Annotated in this window: 15 protein-coding genes; 6 read left to right on the forward strand and 9 right to left on the reverse strand. The window is 58.9% G+C overall.

Going from position 1 to position 16,273, the window contains the following annotated elements; translation table 11 throughout:
- Positions 1-2: 2 nt before the first annotated feature.
- Together sdhD and sdhC are read right to left on the reverse strand one after the other, a co-directional pair.
- Complete coding sequence (sdhD, locus tag ACEN8Q_RS15190) at positions 3-371, reverse strand: succinate dehydrogenase, hydrophobic membrane anchor protein (protein ID WP_008017858.1); 369 nt, start codon at positions 369-371, stop codon at positions 3-5.
- Entirely contained in the window at positions 365-739 is a 375-nt protein-coding gene (sdhC, locus tag ACEN8Q_RS15195) for a succinate dehydrogenase, cytochrome b556 subunit (RefSeq protein WP_043302324.1), read from the reverse strand. The genes sdhD and sdhC overlap by 7 nt, the downstream gene beginning before the upstream one ends.
- A 364-nt stretch (positions 740-1,103) precedes the next feature.
- On the opposite strand from sdhC, the gene gltA reads away from it, so the two are divergent.
- A complete protein-coding gene (gene gltA, locus ACEN8Q_RS15200; protein ID WP_007977501.1) occupies positions 1,104-2,393 on the forward strand; it encodes a citrate synthase in 1,290 nt (429 codons plus the stop codon).
- A 941-nt stretch (positions 2,394-3,334) separates the two neighbouring features.
- Here gltA and ACEN8Q_RS15205 read toward each other — a convergent pair.
- From ACEN8Q_RS15205 to ACEN8Q_RS15215, 3 genes are all read right to left on the reverse strand, one after another.
- Complete coding sequence (locus ACEN8Q_RS15205) at positions 3,335-4,993, reverse strand: cation acetate symporter (protein ID WP_322614313.1); 1,659 nt, start codon at positions 4,991-4,993, stop codon at positions 3,335-3,337.
- Positions 4,990-5,301 (reverse strand): DUF485 domain-containing protein, encoded by a 312-nt coding sequence (locus ACEN8Q_RS15210; RefSeq protein WP_057398424.1) that lies wholly within the window; start codon positions 5,299-5,301, stop codon positions 4,990-4,992. The genes ACEN8Q_RS15205 and ACEN8Q_RS15210 overlap by 4 nt, the downstream gene beginning before the upstream one ends.
- Positions 5,302-5,553: 252 nt before the next feature.
- Positions 5,554-6,405 carry a glycine betaine ABC transporter substrate-binding protein gene (locus ACEN8Q_RS15215; protein ID WP_413428622.1) on the reverse strand — a complete coding sequence of 284 codons (852 nt, stop codon included), beginning with the start codon at positions 6,403-6,405 and terminating at the stop codon, positions 5,554-5,556.
- A 287-nt stretch (positions 6,406-6,692) separates the two neighbouring features.
- Between ACEN8Q_RS15215 and ACEN8Q_RS15220 the strand changes: the two genes are divergently transcribed.
- Positions 6,693-8,288, forward strand: coding sequence for a beta (1-6) glucans synthase (locus ACEN8Q_RS15220; protein WP_413705419.1), 1,596 nt, complete (start codon positions 6,693-6,695; stop codon positions 8,286-8,288).
- Between the two features lie 125 nt (positions 8,289-8,413).
- Here ACEN8Q_RS15220 and ACEN8Q_RS15225 read toward each other — a convergent pair whose 3' ends face one another.
- On the reverse strand, positions 8,414-8,782 hold the full coding sequence (locus ACEN8Q_RS15225) for a hypothetical protein (protein WP_413705420.1): 369 nt from the start codon (positions 8,780-8,782) through the stop codon (positions 8,414-8,416).
- 225 nt (positions 8,783-9,007) lie between these two features.
- On the opposite strand from ACEN8Q_RS15225, the gene ACEN8Q_RS15230 reads away from it, so the two are divergent.
- Entirely contained in the window at positions 9,008-10,306 is a 1,299-nt protein-coding gene (locus ACEN8Q_RS15230) for a serine/threonine protein kinase (RefSeq protein WP_413705421.1), read from the forward strand.
- The gene (locus ACEN8Q_RS15235; RefSeq protein ID WP_413428618.1) at positions 10,299-11,087 is read left to right on the forward strand and encodes a VacJ family lipoprotein; all 789 of its coding nucleotides are present in this window, start codon (positions 10,299-10,301) and stop codon (positions 11,085-11,087) included. Before ACEN8Q_RS15230 ends, ACEN8Q_RS15235 begins: the two co-directional genes overlap by 8 nt.
- A 139-nt stretch (positions 11,088-11,226) precedes the next feature.
- On the opposite strand, the gene ACEN8Q_RS15240 is transcribed toward ACEN8Q_RS15235, so the two are convergent.
- Entirely contained in the window at positions 11,227-12,141 is a 915-nt protein-coding gene (locus ACEN8Q_RS15240; protein ID WP_413428617.1) for a DUF808 domain-containing protein, read from the reverse strand.
- Between the two features lie 134 nt (positions 12,142-12,275).
- On the opposite strand from ACEN8Q_RS15240, the gene ACEN8Q_RS15245 reads away from it, so the two are divergent.
- On the forward strand, positions 12,276-12,884 hold the full coding sequence (locus tag ACEN8Q_RS15245; RefSeq protein ID WP_322614320.1) for a TetR/AcrR family transcriptional regulator: 609 nt from the start codon (positions 12,276-12,278) through the stop codon (positions 12,882-12,884).
- Positions 12,885-12,995: 111 nt separating this feature from the next.
- On the opposite strand, the gene ACEN8Q_RS15250 is transcribed toward ACEN8Q_RS15245, so the two are convergent.
- Positions 12,996-13,454: an REP-associated tyrosine transposase gene (locus ACEN8Q_RS15250; RefSeq protein ID WP_413705422.1), complete on the reverse strand. Its 459-nt coding sequence runs from the start codon at positions 13,452-13,454 to the stop codon at positions 12,996-12,998.
- Between the two features lie 213 nt (positions 13,455-13,667).
- Positions 13,668-14,108, reverse strand: a complete 441-nt coding sequence (locus ACEN8Q_RS15255) for a GlcG/HbpS family heme-binding protein (protein ID WP_103394780.1) — start codon at positions 14,106-14,108, stop codon at positions 13,668-13,670.
- Positions 14,109-14,376: 268 nt separating this feature from the next.
- On the opposite strand from ACEN8Q_RS15255, the gene gcl reads away from it, so the two are divergent.
- A complete protein-coding gene (gene gcl, locus ACEN8Q_RS15260) occupies positions 14,377-16,152 on the forward strand; it encodes a glyoxylate carboligase (RefSeq protein WP_413705423.1) in 1,776 nt (591 codons plus the stop codon).
- Positions 16,153-16,273 lie beyond the last annotated feature (121 nt).

The following is a 16,273-nucleotide window of genomic DNA, read 5'->3' on the forward strand; positions in this document are numbered from 1 at the left end:
ACTCAGATACCCCAGAGAATCTGCACACCCCAGACGAAGTAAGCGAACATCGCAACGCCGCATACTGCCTGGAAAAGGAAACGCACAGCCGTCGCGGACTTGCCCAGCGCCATTGGCGTCAGGTAGTCGGTCGCGATGGTCCACATGCCGACCCAGGCGTGAGCGCCGAGGGCAACAAGGGCCAGGAGGCTGAAGATACGCATCCCGTTATGGGCGAACAGTTCATGCCACTGGGCGTACTCGAGGCCAGGATGGGCCACGATGTATCCGATCAGGAAGATGAAGTAAGCCGCGAGAACGACCGCAGAAACGCGCTGCGCCATCCAGTCATAGAGGCCCGAACGCGACAGGTTCGTGACGTTAGTTACCATATCCAAACTCCTGCCAGAACGATTACCACCACGGAAACGGCGATAACGATTTTCGAGCCCAGCTTGCCGCCTTCCAGCGTCTCACCGATGCCCATGTCCATGATCAAATGGCGCACACCGGCTACCAGGTGATACAGCAGAGCGGACAGGATGCCCCAAATCACTAGCTTGGCTAGCGGACTGGTCAGACACGCTTTCACCTGACCGAAGCCTTCCTCGGAGCTCAGCGACTTGTCCCATGCGTAAAGCATGATGGCAAGGCACACGAAGAGGATGACACCGGAAATACGGTGAAGAATGGACGTGTAAGCAGTGACTGGGAGTTTGATGGTCCTTAGGTCTAGGTTTACAGGTCGTTGGCTTTTCACGGCTTTTTTTTCACACTGAAGAGCCCCTAACAATCAGGGCAAAGTTGTTGGGGAGTGCACTGGTCAGGTAACCACCACCCAGGGATGCGACCCCCAATGAAAGCAAGCCCAAAAGCCCTTGGCGGTCGGTGGCCGAGTATAGACAGTTAGGCTACTAATGACAACGCAAACACCTAACCCAAACAGCGGATTGCGCAACTGACATAAAAGGCGTAAATGGCAGTCAATTTCGAGGAAAAAGTCCGGTTAAAGCCTTCTGGAGCAAGACTTTAGGCAAATTGACATTCGAATTTATCTCACTATAGTGGTGCGGGCCCTGCGTGGGGGGTCTGTCTGATGATTTCAAGCATAAATAGGAGGCCACATGGCTGACAAAAAAGCGCAGTTGATCATCGAGGGCGCAGCCCCCGTCGAGCTGCCCATTTTAACCGGCACCGTTGGTCCCGATGTTATCGATGTTCGGGGCCTGACGGCCACGGGCCGTTTCACCTTTGACCCAGGCTTCATGTCGACCGCCTCGTGCGAGTCGAAGATCACCTATATCGACGGCGACAACGGCATTCTGCTGCACCGCGGCTACCCGATCGAACAGCTGGCTGAAAAGTCGGACTACCTGGAAACCTGCTATCTGCTGCTCAACGGCGAACTGCCGACCGCAGAACAGAAGGCCCAGTTCGTCAGCACCGTGAAGAACCACACCATGGTTCACGAGCAGCTGAAGACCTTCTTCAACGGCTTCCGTCGCGACGCCCACCCGATGGCCGTCATGTGCGGCGTAGTCGGCGCCCTCTCGGCGTTCTACCACGACTCCCTGGACATCAATAACCCGCAGCATCGCGAAATTTCCGCGATCCGCCTGGTTGCCAAGATGCCGACCCTGGCCGCGATGGTTTACAAGTACTCCATGGGCCAACCCATGATGTACCCGCGCAACGACCTGTCGTACGCGGAAAACTTCCTGCACATGATGTTCAACACCCCGTGCGAGATCAAACCGATCAGCCCGGTGCTCGCCAAGGCCATGGACCGGATCTTCATCCTCCATGCCGACCACGAGCAGAACGCCTCGACGTCCACCGTGCGTCTGGCGGGCTCCTCGGGCGCCAACCCGTTCGCCTGTATCGCCGCCGGTATCGCTGCACTGTGGGGCCCTGCCCACGGCGGTGCAAACGAAGCCGTACTGACCATGCTCGATGAAATCGGCGATGTTTCCAACATCGACAAGTTCATCGCCAAGGCCAAGGACAAGAACGATCCGTTCAAACTGATGGGCTTCGGTCACCGCGTTTACAAAAACCGCGACCCGCGCGCCACCGTCATGAAGCAGACCTGCGACGAAGTGTTGAAGGAACTGGGCATCCAGAACGATCCGCAACTCGAACTGGCCATGCGCCTGGAAGAGATCGCCCTGACCGACCCGTACTTCATCGAGCGCTCGCTGTACCCGAACGTCGACTTCTACTCGGGGATCATCCTCAAGGCGATCGGCATTCCAACCAGCATGTTCACCGTGATCTTCGCCCTGGCGCGGACCGTCGGCTGGATCTCCCACTGGAAAGAAATGCTCTCCAGCCCGTACAAGATTGGCCGTCCGCGCCAGTTGTACACCGGCTACGAGTCGCGTGATATCACCAAGCTGGAAGACCGCAAGTAAGAGTTGTCTTGCTGTAGCGTGTTGAGTTGTACCGGGAACGGCCTCTTATATAGAGGCCGTTTTTGTTTTCCTTTTTTAATTGTGTACATATCCGTTTCTTTGGCCGCGGCCACTTACGGTTCCGCCCTTACGGCGGGTTACTTGGAAAAGCGGAGCGCCGCCCGGCCCCAAGTAACCAAGGGCTCTTGCCCCTGACGTTCGGTGCCTCGCCAAGGCTCGGCATTCCCTCGCTCCGGTCCTGCTCCGTGGGCCCGCCGCGATCGGCCATCCATGGCCGTACGCGGCTAACCCGGCATCCATGCCGGGTTGCCCACTGCGCAGAACCGGAACGAAGCCTCTCGAGGGGGCAAGAAGATCAAAAGCAAAAGCAAAAGCGAAGCGGCCTGCTGGCCGGCCTGATCTAACGTGACCGCCCCCCTGTAGGAGCGAGCTTGCTCGCGAAAAACGCCGGGACACCGCGGGGATTCAGACAGCCCTCGTCATCGTTGACGTCCATCGCGAGCAAGCTCGCTCCTACAGGGCCGAGCGTTAGCTCGCCTGCCGCTCTTGATCTTGATCCACCCGCCCCCTCGGCAGGCTGAGTGGAGGTGTTCATCCGGGGAATGGCGCGCAGCGCCGTGCGGCGCAGACGCACACATTGCAGGGAGGTGCAGCGAAGCAAACCGTAGAGCAATGCCCCCGGATGAATGCCGGAGCGAAGGAACCCCGAGCCCTGGCGAGGGGCCGGACGTTCGGGGCGAGCGCTTTTTTTGCTTACTTTTTTTAAGGCGCTTGTTAAAAAAAGTGAGTCGCCGTAAGGGCGAAACCCTAAGTCGCCGTTACCGCAGCAACGGATATACACACCAAAAAAATTCCGGTCGATTATCGCCCAACAAAAATGCCCCGATCTCTCGACCGGGGCATTGGATGTCAGTGCAACTTATATATAAAACATTGAAGCCTTAGTGCGAAACCGCCCCACTCGCCCCCAACCCGGTCTGCGAACGAACAAACTGCGGGAAGAACAACGCCCGCTCATTGTCAGCCGCAGTGGACTTGTCGGTAACCGAGAAGAACCAGATCCCGACAAAGGCAATCATCATCGAGAACAACGCCGGATACTCATACGGGAAGATGGCTTTCTCATGATGCAGGATCTGCACCCAGATGGTTGGGCCAAGGATCATCAGGCCTACCGCACTGATCAGCCCCATCCAGCCACCGATCATCGCACCGCGAGTGGTCAGCTTTTTCCAGTACATCGAAAGCAGCAGCACCGGGAAGTTGCAGCTCGCCGCGATGGAGAACGCCAGGCCCACCATGAACGCGATGTTCTGGCTTTCGAACAGAATGCCCAGAACAATGGCCAGCACACCCAGGGCAACGGTGGTGATCTTCGAAATACGAATCTCATCCTTCTCGTTGGCCTTGCCCTTCTTGATCACGCTGGCATACAGGTCGTGGGACACCGCCGAAGCACCGGCCAGGGTCAGGCCGGCAACGACCGCCAGAATGGTCGCGAACGCCACCGCCGAGATGAAGCCCAGGAAAATGCTGCCACCGACCGCATTGGCCAGGTGTACCGCCGCCATGTTGTTACCACCGAGCAACGCGCCGGCCGCGTCTTTGAAGGCCGGGTTGGTGCTGACCAGCAGGATCGCGCCGAAACCGATGATGAAGGTCAGGATGTAGAAGTAGCCAATGAAGCCGGTTGCGTACAGCACGCTCTTGCGAGCTTCCTTTGCGTCACTCACGGTGAAGAAGCGCATCAGGATATGCGGCAGACCCGCGGTACCGAACATCAGTGCCAGGCCGAGGGAGAACGCCGAAACCGGATCCTTCACCAGACCGCCCGGACTCATGATCGCCTCACCTTTAGGGTGAACCTTGATCGCCTCGGAAAACAGGATGTTGAAGTCGAAGTTGACGTGCTTCATCACCATCAGCGCCATGAAGGAAGCGCCGGACAACAGCAGGACAGCCTTGATGATTTGTACCCAGGTGGTCGCCAGCATGCCGCCGAACAACACGTAAAGGCACATCAGCACACCCACCAGGATCACCGCGACGTGATAGTCGAGGCCGAACAGCAACTGGATCAGCTTGCCGGCACCGACCATCTGGGCGATCAGGTAGAACGCCACCACCACCAGCGAACCGCAGGCGGACAGTGTGCGGATCTGGGTTTGCCCCAGGCGATAGGACGCCACGTCGGCAAAAGTGTACTTGCCCAGGTTGCGCAGGCGCTCGGCGATCAGGAACAGAATGATCGGCCAGCCCACCAGGAAGCCGATCGAATAGATCAGCCCGTCATAGCCGGAAGCGAACACCAACGCGGAAATCCCCAGGAACGAGGCGGCCGACATGTAGTCGCCGGCAATCGCCAGACCGTTCTGGAACCCGGTGATCTTGCCACCCGCCGCATAGTAGTCGGCAGCCGACTTGTTGCGCTTGGAGGCCCAGTAGGTAATGCACAGGGTGGCCCCCACGAACACAACGAACATCAGGATCGCAGCGACGTTGAGAGGTTGTTTATGCACTTCACCGGTCAGGGCGTCAGCCGCCCAGGCGCCCGGTGCAAAAGCCGCGATGCTCAATAGAGCCAGTAGACGCCGGATCATTGCTGAGCCTCCTTGAGAATCGCATTGTTCAGGTCGTCAAACTCGCCATTGGCACGTCGTACGTAGATGCCGGTCAGGACGAAGGCCGAAACAATCAGCCCGACGCCGATCGGTATGCCCCAGGTAATCGAAGACTCGGGACTGATTTTCGTCCCCAGCACTTGCGGCCCGTAAGCGATCAAAAGGATGAATGCGGAGTAAAGCCCTAGCATGACCGCCGAAAGAATCCAGGCGAATCGTTCCCTCTTGCTAACCAGCTCCTTGAAGCGCGGGCTGTTTTGAATCGAGAGGTAAATGCTGTCGTTCATTGTTTTTATCCTCGCAGCACAGATTTAGTTGGAACGGTATCCACTCTATGCGGCTGCGGGGCAGGTTCCAGACGACCTTAGTCTTAGAACCACATGGCGTTTTCGCCATTTATCAGCACGCCACAAATCAATGTGGGAGCGGGCTTGCTCGCGAAAGCCGCATGTCGGTCAACCTCTCAGTCAACTGACAGTCAGTATTCGCGAGCAAGCCCGCTCCCACAGGGAAAAGCAGCTTAGACGCTTGATCGAAGTTTATTTAGTCCAGTCAGCAACACGCTCTGGGTGTTTGGCAATCCAATCCTTCGCGGCGGCATCAGGCTTGGCACCGTCCTGAATCGCCAGCATGACCTGACCGATTTCGTCCTTGGATTCCCACTGGAAGTTCTTCAGGAACTTGGCCACTTCCGGTGCCTTGGCCTCCAGGCCTTTGCTGCCGATGCTGTTCACGGTTTCAGCCGCGCCGTACACGCCTTTCGGGTCTTCGAGGAAGCGCAGTTTCCACTTGGCGAACATCCAGTGCGGCACCCAACCGGTCACGGCGATGGATTCGTTTTTCTTCTCGGCACGGGTCAACTCGGCGATCATGCCGGCGCCGGAACTGGCTTTGTTTTGATACCCGGTCAAGTCATAGTCCTTGATGGCCTGATCGGTCTTGATCATCACACCTGAACCTGCGTCGATGCCGACGATGCGTTTCTTGAAGCTGTCGTCGGTTTTCAGGTCCTCGATGGACTTGGCCTTAACGTACTCCGGCACGATCAGGCCAATTTTCGCGTCCTTGAAGTTCGGGCCGTAATCGACGACCTGATCCTTGTTCTTCGCCCAGTATTCGCCGTGGGTCACCGGCAGCCAGGCCGACAGCATGGCGTCGAGTTTGCCGGTGGCCACGCCCTGCCACATGATCCCGGTAGCGACCGCTTGCAGCTTCACGTCGTAGCCGAGTTTCTGTCTGATCACTTCTGCCGCCACGTTGGTCGTGGCGACACTGTCCGACCAGCCGTCGACATAACCCAAAGTCACTTCCTTACCGGCGGCACTGGCCGCGGTAGCGCTGATCGCCAGCACCAAAGCGGCACCTGCGCCCAAGAGTCGTCGCATCTTCATCGTTACTTCCCCGAAAGTGCTGCGCTCGACGGATGCCGAGTCGCTTAAACGTATTGTTATGGTGCACAGCGCCCCCATCACGCCTACCGCAAACTCGTTGGAACATCAGCGGAGTACTGACGCCTTCGATAATCAACCTGACGCTCATCGCGACCTGCTCTGCCAGCGACCTCAATCCATCGAGAAACGACATCAGAAAGCCATTAACCTTTAACGCGACCTACGCACCGGAGGCTCCGCCCGAACTTTGCATGTCAAAATCATGCAGGCCACCAAGCACGCGGTAAATGCAGGTAACATGCGCCGCTTTGTTCCCACACGGCCTGACCATGTCCGCGACATCACGCTTTCCTTTTCCTGCTTATCTATTCGCCTGCCTGCTGGGGCTTTTTGCCCTCGGTGGTTTCTGGTACGGCATTGGCAAACCGGTGATCCTGCCGGATGTCGCCAGCGCGACGCACAAGCTGCAATGCGCCTCCTACACCCCGTTCGACAAAGACCAATCGCCGTTCGACGTGCCATTCAACTTGCGCCCCGAGCGCATGGATGCCGACCTCGCGCTGCTGTCCAAAAGCTTCGAATGCATCCGCACCTACTCCATGACCGGCCTCGAAGCCCTGCCGGATCTGGCGCGCAAGCATGGCTTGAAGCTGATGATCGGCGCCTGGGTCAACAGCAACCCGGTGGACACGGAAAAAGAAGTCGACCTGCTGATCGCCTCGGCCAACGCCAACGCGGATGTGGTGAGCGCGGTGATCGTCGGCAACGAAACCCTGTTGCGCAAGGAAGTCACCGGCGCGCAATTGGCGAAGCTGATCAACAAGGTCAAAAGCCACGTCAAACAGCCTGTCACCTATGCCGACGTCTGGGAGTTCTGGCTCAAGCACCCGGAAATCGCCCCCGCCGTGGACTTCCTGACCATCCATTTGCTGCCGTATTGGGAAGATGATCCATCGAACATCGACGCAGCCCTTCAACATGTGGCCGAAGTACGCCAGGTGTTCGGCAACAAGTTCGCGCCCAAGGATGTACTGATCGGCGAAACCGGCTGGCCAAGCGAAGGTCGCCAGCGTGAAACGGCCCTGCCGAGCCGGGTCAACGAAGCCAGGTTCATTCGTGGTTTTGTCGCCATGGCCGAGCAACAGGGCTGGCACTACAACCTGATCGAAGCCTTCGACCAGCCGTGGAAACGTGCCAGTGAAGGTGCGGTCGGGGGTTACTGGGGATTGTTCGATGCCGATCGCCAGGACAAGGGCGTGCTGGCCGGGCCAGTGACAAACGTACCGTACTGGTCGCAATGGCTGTCGGTTGGCGGATTGATCTTCATCGGCACGCTGCTGCTTGGCGGCCGGGTTCGCACGACGCGCTCGGCGCTGGTGCTGCCCCTGCTCGGCGCATTGGCGGGGTGCTCGATTGGCGCCTGGGGTGACCTGGCACGGGTTACCACGCGCTTTACCAGTGAGTGGTTGTGGGTCGCATTGCTGACTGCCCTGAATCTGCTCGCGCTGGCCCATGCCGCGCTGACTTTGAGCCCTCGCAGCGGTTGGCGCGGGCGGGCTTTCGACTTGCTCGAACGCCGTGCTGGCTGGCTGGTGGCAACGGCAGGTTTCGCGGCAGCCGTGATGATGCTGGAACTGGTGTTCGACCCGCGCTACCGCAGTTTCCCGAGCGTCGCGTTCATCGTGCCGGCGCTGGTTTATCTGTGCCGCCCGGTGAATGTGCCGCGCCGCGAGATCGCGTTGCTGACCTTTATCATCGGTGCCGGCATTGCGCCGCAGTTGTTCCATGAAGGCTTGCAGAATCAGCAGGCCTGGGGCTGGGCGCTGGCGAGTGTGTTGATGGTGGCGGCGTTGTGGCGTTGCTTGCGGGTTCGCAAGGTTTGACTCTTTAGCGACTTGACCGGCCTCTTCGCGAGCAAGCCCGCTCCCACAAAGTCCTTCAGAGAACATAAGTTTTGTGTTCGACAACGATCAAGTGTGGGAGCGGGCTTGCTCGCGAAGGCTGACGGTCAGGCGCCGCGAGACTCCCTGACCAACCGCAACCCCGCAATCACCACCGCAAACACCGCCAGCGTCGTGTTGTACAGGGCCAGTGCCGGAAACCCGAACACCAGCGCCAGCACCGCCAGCCACCAGCCTGCCCGCCCCGGCACGACAAAGCCGATGATCGCCGCGCCCAGCGCAGCCCAGCCCAGAACCCCGAAGTGGATCATCAGCCCCAGGCTGGAACGCACCTGGCACTCCCAGCGGCTTGCCTCATCCACGCAAATGCCGACCCATTGCGCATCCTCCATGAAGCCATAACGCGCGCCATAACTGGCGGCCAGCCATAGCGGCAGCAACACAAGCAGCAAAATCACGGGCAAACGGCGGGACATGTAACACTCCAAAAGGCGAAAAACGGCGGCCAGCTTAATCGCACGACAGCCTTGCGCAAGCATTAACAACTGTTAACTGGGCATTCAATCGCTGCAAAGTGTATCGTCCAGCTACTATTACGTCGAAATCAGGCCTGTTTGGTGCCGATGCGTGGCACTTTGGCGCAAATCCAGCGGTCATAGCCTGCGAAACTCATTCGGCACCTTCCTCTAAGGGATATAGTCATGCTCCGTTCCTTGCGCTTCGCCGCCCTGTTTGGCGGCCTTATATTGAGTGCGTCCGCACTGGCGGTCGACATTGACGTCGCCAGTTATGGCTACCCCCTGACCAATCCGTTCGAGGCGACCATCGCGACCACGCCGCCGGACCTGCGTCCGGAGCTGCCCCTGGACGGTGACATCGATCAGGCGGTGCGCAGCGTCACCTTGCGTCCGGAACGGGAATTCGATTTGCCGGATAATTTCTGGGCGGTCAAGAAACTCGACTACCGCATTGCCACGCAGGATCACGCCGCGCCGCTGATTTTCCTGATCGCCGGCACCGGTGCACGCTATGACAGCAGCCTGAACGAATACCTGAAGAAGCTCTATTACAAAGCCGGCTACCACGTGGTGCAGCTGTCATCGCCCACCAGCTATGACTTCATGAGTGCCGCATCGCGCTTCGCCACGCCGGGCATTTCCAAGGAAGACGCTGAAGACATGTACCGGGTGATGCAGGCCGTGCGGGCACAGAACCCGAAAGTGCCGGTCACCGATTACTACCTGACCGGGTACAGCCTGGGTGCACTGGATGCCGCTTTCGTTTCGCACCTGGATGAAACCCGCCGCAGCTTCAACTTCAAGAAAGTCCTGCTGCTCAACCCGCCGGTCAACCTCTATACCTCGATCACCAACCTCGACAAGCTGGTCCAGACCGAGGTCAAGGGCATCAACAACAGCACCACATTCTATGAACTGGTGCTGAACAAACTGACCCGCTACTTCCAGCAAAAGGGCTACATCGACCTCAACGACGCTCTGGTCTACGACTTCCAGCAGTCCAAACAGCAGCTGAGCAACGAACAGATGGCCATGCTGATCGGCACTTCGTTCCGCTTTTCGGCGGCCGACATTGCCTTCACTTCGGACCTGATCAACCGCCGCGGCCTGATCACCCCACCCAAGTTCCCGATCACCGAGGGCACCAGCCTCACGCCATTCCTCAAGCGTGCATTGCAATGCGACTTCGACTGCTACATCACCGAACAGGTCATCCCGATGTGGCGCGCCCGTACCGACGGCGGCAGCCTGCTGCAACTGATTGACCAGGTAAGCCTGTATGCACTGAAGGACTATCTGCACGAAAGCCCGAAAATCGCCGTCATGCACAACGCCGATGACGTGATCCTCGGCCCTGGCGACCTGGGCTTCCTGCGCAGGACCTTCGGTGATCGCCTGACTGTTTACCCGCACGGTGGCCACTGCGGCAACATTAACTACCGCGTCAACAGCGACGCCATGCTGGAGTTCTTCCGTGGCTAAATATCTCCTGCTGTTCGCAGCGTTACTCTGTGCAGGCGTCGCCAATGCCGACAACAGCAAAGCCAACGCTCCCGTGGTCGTCGACAGTGACGGTTTCAAGGAACCGTTGAGCAAACTCAAGTTCAACCCGGGCCTGGATCAGCGCGAGTTCGAACGTTCGACGCTCAGCGCACTGGCTGTCTACGATCCACTGGAAGAGTGGAACCGGCGCGTGTATCACTTCAACTACCGCTTCGACCAATGGGTGTTCATGCCGGTGGTCAATGGTTACCGCTACGTCACCCCGAGTTTCCTGCGTACCGGTGTCAGCAACTTCTTCAACAACCTGGGCGACGTACCCAACTTGTTGAACAGCCTGCTGCAACTCAAGGGCCAGCGTTCACTGGAAACCACCGGGCGACTGCTGCTCAACACCACCATCGGCATCGCCGGCCTGTGGGACCCGGCCACCGCCATGGGCCTGCCGCGTCAAAGCGAAGACTTCGGCCAGACACTGGGCTTCTACGGCGTGCCGGGCGGCGCTTATTTCGTCCTGCCGATCCTCGGTCCGTCGAACCTGCGTGATACCAGTGGCCTGGTGGTGGATTACACGGCCGAGAGTGCGATCAACTTCCTCAACGTCGCCGAGGTCAGCTCCAACCATCCGGAAGTCTGGATCCTGCGCGGCATCGACAAGCGCCACCAGACCAGCTTCCGCTATGGCCAGATGAACTCGCCGTTCGAGTACGAGAAAGTGCGTTACGTATACACCGAAGCGCGCAAGTTGCAGATCGCCGAGTAACCCCCCAAAAAAAGCACTGTGGGAGCGGGCTTGCTCGCGAAGACGGAGTGTCAGTCGACATCAACATTGACTGACAGACCGCTTTCGCGAGCAAGTCGGATCGCCGCACCGCCGCTCCCACATTTGTTTGGTGTTGGCTTTAGCCTTTGAGCGTTTTCCAGATTTTGCCGGCAGCCATGACCCCAACCAGCACCACCGCACCCGCCACAATCCCCGCTACCCCATTGAGCAACGTCGGCACGATAAACCCGGCACCGCCTGCCCCTGTGCTGACACTTTCAATCCAGTGATGCACCACCGGCACGCCGTGGGTCAGGATGCCGCCGCCTACCAGGAACATCGCCGCAGTGCCAATCACCGACAGGCTTTTCATCATGTACGGCGCAGCGCGCAGAATGGCGTCACCGATGCTCCTGGCCATCTGACCAGGCTTGCGGGTCAGCCACAGCCCCAGGTCATCGAGTTTGACGATGCCCGCTACCAACCCGTAGACACCGACAGTCATGACGATGGCGATCCCCGAGAGCACGATGACTTGCTGGCTCAGCGCCGACTCGGCCACGACGCCGAGGGTGATGGCGATGATTTCGGCCGAGAGAATGAAGTCGGTACGGATCGCGCCCTTGATCTTGTCCTTTTCAAACGCCACCAGATCCACCGCCGGGTCTGCCACCGCCTCGACCAATTCGGCATGTTCAGCCTGATCTTCAGCCTTGCTGTGCAGGAACTTGTGGGCGAGTTTTTCAAACCCCTCGAAGCACAAATAAGCACCACCGAGCATCAACAGCGGCGTGACCAGCCACGGAATGAACGCACTGATGGCCAGCGCCGACGGCACCAGGATCAATTTATTGATGAACGAACCCTTGGCGACCGCCCAGACCACCGGGATTTCCCGCTCGGCCCGCACGCCGCTGACTTGCTGGGCGTTGAGTGCCAGGTCGTCACCGAGTACGCCAGCGGTTTTCTTGGCGGCCATTTTGGTCATCAATGACACGTCGTCCAGCACGGCCGCGATGTCGTCGATCAGCACCAGCAAACTGCTTCCTGCCATGAATCGGGTTTCCTTCTGCAATGAATGCGCAGCAGCATAGCGCGGCAGCGCGGGCTGCGGTGCATTCTTGAGCGCCGCGCGAGGCCGGTGATACCATGCGCAACCGCCAGAACAGGCAAGGAATCACCCGGGTTATGAGCACTATCCGCGAGCGCAACAAACAACTGATCCTGCGTGCCGCCAGTGAGGAGTTTGCCGACAAAGGCTTCGCTGCGACCAAAACCAGTGACATCGCAGCCAAGGCGGGATTGCCCAAGCCCAACGTCTACTACTACTTCAAATCCAAGGAAAACCTCTACCGCGAGGTTCTGGAAAGTATCATCGAGCCAATCCTGCAGGCTTCGACACCGTTCAATCCGGAGGGCGAACCCGGTGAAGTGCTCAGCGGCTACATTCGCTCGAAAATCCGCATCTCCCGCGACCTGCCTTTCGCCTCCAAGGTGTTCGCCAGCGAAATCATGCACGGTGCCCCCCACCTGAGCAGCGATCTGGTCGAACAGCTCAATGGCCAGGCCAAACACAACATCGAGTGCATCCAGACCTGGATCGACCGCGGACAAATCGCCCCCATCGACCCCAACCACCTGATGTTCAGCATCTGGGCCGCGACCCAGACCTACGCCGACTTCGACTGGCAGATCACCGCCATCACCGGCAAGGCCAGGCTGGATGAAGAGGATTACGAAGCGGCAGCGCAGACGATTATCCGGTTGGTGCTCAAGGGGTGTGAGCCCGAGCGGTAGACCGCGGCGCGCGCCTTCGCGAGCAAGCCCGCTCCCACAGGGGATTGGTGGGCGCTGAAGATCCGGTGTGGGAGCGGGCTTGCTCGCGAATGGCGACAACTCGGTTTTAGATCAAACCCAAATCGCATCCCACAACGGATCGTCGCCAAGCTTCTCGACCAGTCCTGCCCGCAATGGGTTAGCCACAACATATCGAGCCAGCTTCACAAGATCTTCTTCTTTTCTTAAGGCATGGTCATGGAAACCTTGCTGCCAGAGGCTACCTGTTCTGCCAGTAGCCGCATTGATTGCTCGGGCACTCAAGGATTTGGTTTGGCACATCAGCTGTCCCAATGAGCCTTTGTTCAACTGAATCAACCAATGAAAATGATCGGGCATGACTACCCAGGCCAAGGAATCGGCGAAGCCATCATTCTGTGCTTGCCTGAATTGATGGACCACCAAGCGACCCAAGGCGTAATCCCTGAAAACAGGTTCTCGCTTCAGGGTATTGGCAGTCAGTAGATAGATGCGGTATTGCTCGGTGTACCGGCCGATGCGCAGGCGGTGTGAAGCTGACAGCTCAGGCATTCCCTTGCCCTCTCTCATGATGAAATCTGGGAAAGGCTAGATCAGCGACTGCAAAATCGCGGCGTAGACTTTTGGCTGGATGTGTCCGGTACATAGCCTTCGCGAGCAAGCCCGCTCCCACAGTGGATTTCGGCATCCGGACATTTTGTGTCTAACAACGGTCCAGTGTGGGAGCGGGCTTGCTCGCGAAAGCGCTAGTTCAGCCAGTGAGATTTAAGCCGCCACCCCCGCATCCGCCACCAGCCCCAACGCCTCGATCGCATTGATCGCACACTGCTCGTCAACATCCGACAGATCCCCGCTGATCCCCACCGCTCCCAGCACATTCCCGTCCTGATCCCGAACCAGTACACCACCCGGTGCCGGCACGACGCTGCCCTGCCCCAGGCTGTTCAACGCGGCGATAAACGCCGGGCGTTGCTGGGCGTCCAGCGCCAGCAGGCGTGACCCTTTGCCCAGCGCAATGGCGCCCCAGGCTTTGCCGATGGCGACGTGCGGGCGCAACAGGCTGGCGCCGTCTTCGCGCTGCAGGGTGATCAGATGCCCCCCGGCATCCAGTACCGCAATGGTCAGGGGCGCTGCCGAGATGGCCCGCCCTGCACTGATGGCCTCGTTGACCAGGTTGACTGCGACTTTCAAGGTTAAAGCGCTCATGGTGCCGTCCTCATTTTGTTTTTCGGAAAGTCGTTGGGCTGCGCCGTTGTGCCGCAGCTCGATGCAACAAATAGAACACAATGAATTATTTTTTTGTATACAATAATTATCGAAAGGCGCCACATGCGACGAAAAGCCACAGTAGATTGGGCTTCCGACGAATGAAACGAGCGCTTGAGAAAATGGATTGACCTGCGCCGTCCGCCGTGAATACACTCTGCGCAAAGCCACTTGTATACAATTACAAAACGTAAAGAGGCACAAAACCATGAGCAAAATGAGAGCAATCGAAGCCGCCGTTCTGGTGATGCGCCGTGAAGGGGTCGATACCGCTTTTGGCATCCCGGGTGCCGCCATCAACCCGTTGTACTCCGCCCTGCAAAAGGTCGGCGGCATCGATCACGTACTCGCTCGCCACGTTGAAGGTGCCTCGCACATGGCCGAGGGCTACACCCGCACCAAGGCTGGCAACATCGGTGTGTGCATCGGCACTTCCGGCCCTGCCGGCACCGACATGGTCACCGGGCTCTACAGCGCCTCGGCCGACTCGATCCCGATCCTCTGCATTACCGGCCAGGCACCCCGCGCCCGTATGCACAAGGAAGACTTCCAGGCTGTCGACATCACCAGCATCGTCAAGCCGGTAACCAAGTGGGCAACCACCGTTCTGGAGCCGGGCCAGGTGCCTTACGCGTTCCAGAAAGCCTTCTACGAAATGCGCTCCGGCCGTCCAGGCCCGGTGCTGATCGACCTGCCGTTCGACGTGCAGATGGCTGAAATCGAATTCGACATCGACGCTTACCAGCCACTGCCGCTGGCCAAGCCGACCGCTAGCCGCGTTCAAGTCGAAAAGGCTCTGGCCTTGCTGGATCAGGCTGAACGCCCATTGCTGGTGGCCGGTGGCGGCATCATCAATGCCGACGCCAGCGATCTGTTGGTGGAGTTCGCCGAGCTGACCGGTATTCCGGTTATCCCGACCCTGATGGGCTGGGGCACCATCCCGGACGATCACCCGCTGATGGTGGGCATGGTTGGCTTGCAGACCTCGCACCGCTACGGCAACGCGACCATGCTGAAGTCGGACGTGGTGCTGGGCATCGGTAACCGTTGGGCCAACCGTCACACCGGTTCGGTCGACGTGTACACCGAAGGCCGCAAGTTCATTCACGTCGACATCGAAGGCACTCAGATCGGCCGCGTGTTCACCCCGGACCTGGGCATCGTGTCCGACGCCGCTGCCGCGCTGACCGTGTTCATCGAAGTCGCTCGCGAATGGCAAGCCGCCGGCAAACTGAAGAACCGCAGCGCCTGGCTGCAAGACTGCCAGCATCGTAAAGCCAGCCTGCAGCGCAAGACTCACTTCGACAACGTGCCGGTCAAGCCGCAACGCGTTTACGAAGAAATGAACCAGGTGTTCGGCAAAGACACCTGCTACGTCAGCACCATCGGTCTGTCGCAGATTGCCGGCGCGCAGTTCCTGCACGTCTACAAGCCGCGCCACTGGATCAACTGCGGTCAGGCAGGCCCGTTGGGCTGGACCATTCCGGCAGCGCTGGGCGTGGTCAAGGCTGATCCGAACCGTAAAGTCGTGGCCCTGTCGGGGGACTATGACTTCCAGTTCATGATCGAAGAACTGGCGGTCGGCGCTCAGTTCAAACTGCCTTACATCCACGTCGTGGTGAACAACTCGTACCTGGGCCTGATCCGTCAGGCACAACGCGGTTTCGACATGGACTACTGCGTGCAGCTGTCCTTCGACAACCTCAACGCCCCGGAGCTCAACGGTTACGGTGTCGACCACGTCGCGGTGGCCGAAGGCCTCGGCTGCAAGGCGCTGCGTGTGTTCGAACCGGCTCAGATCCAGCCTGCCCTGCGCAAGGCTCAGGAACTGATCGAAGAGTTCAAGGTTCCAGTGATCGTCGAGATCATTCTGGAGCGCGTGACCAACATTTCCATGGGTACCGAGATCAACGCCGTCAACGAATTCGAAGACCTGGCGCTGGTCGGCGACGACGCACCGACTGCGATTTCGTTGCTTGATTGATAGCTGACCGCTCCTACTGTGGGAGCGGGCTTGCTCGCGAAGAGGGACTGTCAGTCGACAACAATGCTGACTGAACCACCGCCTTCGCGAGCAAGCCCGCTCCCACAGGGGACCTCAAACA

The sequence above is a fragment of the Pseudomonas sp. Pseusp16 genome (assembly GCF_047324915.1).
Taxonomy (GTDB): domain Bacteria; phylum Pseudomonadota; class Gammaproteobacteria; order Pseudomonadales; family Pseudomonadaceae; genus Aquipseudomonas; species Aquipseudomonas fluorescens_CD.

Coding starts and splice junctions, on each gene's coding strand:
- sdhD (WP_008017858.1), bottom strand. CDS start 371: ATGGTAACTAACGTCACGAACCTGTCGCGTTCGGGCCTCTATGACTGG.
- gltA (WP_007977501.1), top strand. CDS start 1,104: ATGGCTGACAAAAAAGCGCAGTTGATCATCGAGGGCGCAGCCCCCGTC.
- ACEN8Q_RS15205 (WP_322614313.1), bottom strand. CDS start 4,993: ATGATCCGGCGTCTACTGGCTCTATTGAGCATCGCGGCTTTTGCACCG.
- ACEN8Q_RS15210 (WP_057398424.1), bottom strand. CDS start 5,301: ATGAACGACAGCATTTACCTCTCGATTCAAAACAGCCCGCGCTTCAAG.
- ACEN8Q_RS15215 (WP_413428622.1), bottom strand. CDS start 6,405: ATGAAGATGCGACGACTCTTGGGCGCAGGTGCCGCTTTGGTGCTGGCG.
- ACEN8Q_RS15220 (WP_413705419.1), top strand. CDS start 6,693: ATGCAGGTAACATGCGCCGCTTTGTTCCCACACGGCCTGACCATGTCC.
- ACEN8Q_RS15225 (WP_413705420.1), bottom strand. CDS start 8,782: ATGTCCCGCCGTTTGCCCGTGATTTTGCTGCTTGTGTTGCTGCCGCTA.
- ACEN8Q_RS15230 (WP_413705421.1), top strand. CDS start 9,008: ATGCTCCGTTCCTTGCGCTTCGCCGCCCTGTTTGGCGGCCTTATATTG.
- ACEN8Q_RS15240 (WP_413428617.1), bottom strand. CDS start 12,141: ATGGCAGGAAGCAGTTTGCTGGTGCTGATCGACGACATCGCGGCCGTG.
- ACEN8Q_RS15245 (WP_322614320.1), top strand. CDS start 12,276: ATGAGCACTATCCGCGAGCGCAACAAACAACTGATCCTGCGTGCCGCC.
- ACEN8Q_RS15250 (WP_413705422.1), bottom strand. CDS start 13,454: ATGCCTGAGCTGTCAGCTTCACACCGCCTGCGCATCGGCCGGTACACC.
- ACEN8Q_RS15255 (WP_103394780.1), bottom strand. CDS start 14,108: ATGAGCGCTTTAACCTTGAAAGTCGCAGTCAACCTGGTCAACGAGGCC.
- gcl (WP_413705423.1), top strand. CDS start 14,377: ATGAGCAAAATGAGAGCAATCGAAGCCGCCGTTCTGGTGATGCGCCGT.